Origin of the sequence: Nocardioides bruguierae, assembly GCF_023656415.1 — a bacterium.
Lineage (GTDB): Bacteria > Actinomycetota > Actinomycetes > Propionibacteriales > Nocardioidaceae > Nocardioides > Nocardioides bruguierae.
In genome coordinates, this window is sequence record NZ_JAMOIL010000067.1 from 1 (window position 1) to 1,268 (window position 1,268).

General features: G+C 65.7%; 1 protein-coding gene and 1 pseudogene. Both read right to left on the reverse strand.

What is annotated here, in order from left to right; translation table 11 throughout:
* Window positions 1-127: 127 nt before the first annotated feature.
* Window positions 128-1,017 (reverse strand): annotated as a pseudogene (locus M8330_RS21630) (IS3 family transposase); the annotation flags it as partial.
* Between the two features lie 87 nt (window positions 1,018-1,104).
* On the reverse strand, window positions 1,105-1,268 hold a 164-nt coding region (locus M8330_RS21635; RefSeq protein WP_250828814.1), incomplete at its 5' end, for an IS3 family transposase.

The following is a 1,268-nucleotide window of genomic DNA, read 5'->3' on the forward strand; positions in this document are numbered from 1 at the left end:
ATGCCTCTGGAACTTCGGATGACCAGGCGACCGCCGCTTCGGCTGGATCGCTCGATCGGCGGCCTGCTGACGACGTACCACTCCACACCTCCATCACGAGGTGTTGCGACGACCAGTTGAATCCACCTTGCGACCCGCGGTCGGTGTGCAGGACGCAGCCGGCCACGCCCGCGCCTTCGGCGTTGCGACGCGCGACGGCGTTGTCGAGCGCAGCGACCGCGATCCGCGACTTCATGCGTGAGTCGATCGAGTAGCCGACGATCCGGTTGGAGTAGGCGTCCTTGATCGCGCAGAGGTAGAGCTTGCCCTCGCGAGTCCAGTGCTCGGTGATGTCGCTGAGCCACAGCGCGTTCGGAGCGTCGGCGGTGAAGTTCCGTTCCACCAGGTCGTCGTGGACCGGCGGACCTGGCTTCTTGCCGTTGCGCCCGCGCTTCTTCCCGAACGCCGACCACCAGCCAAGGTCGGAGCAGATCCTCCACGCGGTGCGTTCTGCCATCGGCTCACCGGCTTCGCGGGCCTCGTCGAGGAGGAACCGGTAGCCGAACTCGGGATCGTCGCGGTGGGCGTCGAACAGCGCGTTGGCCCGGTACGCCACGGTCAGCTCGGCGTCGGTGACCGGGTTCGCGAGCCAGCGGTAGTAGGGCTGGCGAGCGATCTTGAGGACCCGGCACGTCACCGCGACGGGGATCCCGTCAGCGGCCAGCTCGCGGACGAGCGGGTACATCATTTTCCCGGCAGGTGTGCCTGGGAGAGGTAGGCAGCCGCGCGGCGGAGCACCTCGACTTCTTGCTCGAGGAGCTTGATCCGCTTGTTCGCCTCACGCAGCGCGTCGGACTCGTTGGCGGCCCGTCCAGCGGGCGACGGAGTGGCCGAGTTGCGGTCGTCGATGGTGATCCAGCGCTTCAGGCACGACGGCGAGATGCCGAAGTCCTTCGCTACCTGGGCCACCGAGGCATCGGAGTCGCGGTAGACCCGGATCACGTCCTCGCGGAACTCCTTGGGAAACGCCTTCGGCATGGTCCACATCCTTCCAGCGTCGACACACATCAACGCAGATCAGATGACCTGCCCTACAGCCTGGTTTCCATTCGGCGTGATGAGTCCTCAGGCGGGAACGGTGTCTGTGGGTGAGGCTAGCTCATACTCGATCGGGGTCTGGTAGCCGAGCGCGGAGTGACGGCGTTGTCGGTTGTGGAAGATCTCGATGTACTCGAAGATCGCGTTCGCGAGTTCGACTCGGGTCCTCCACTTGCGGCGGTTGAGGAGCT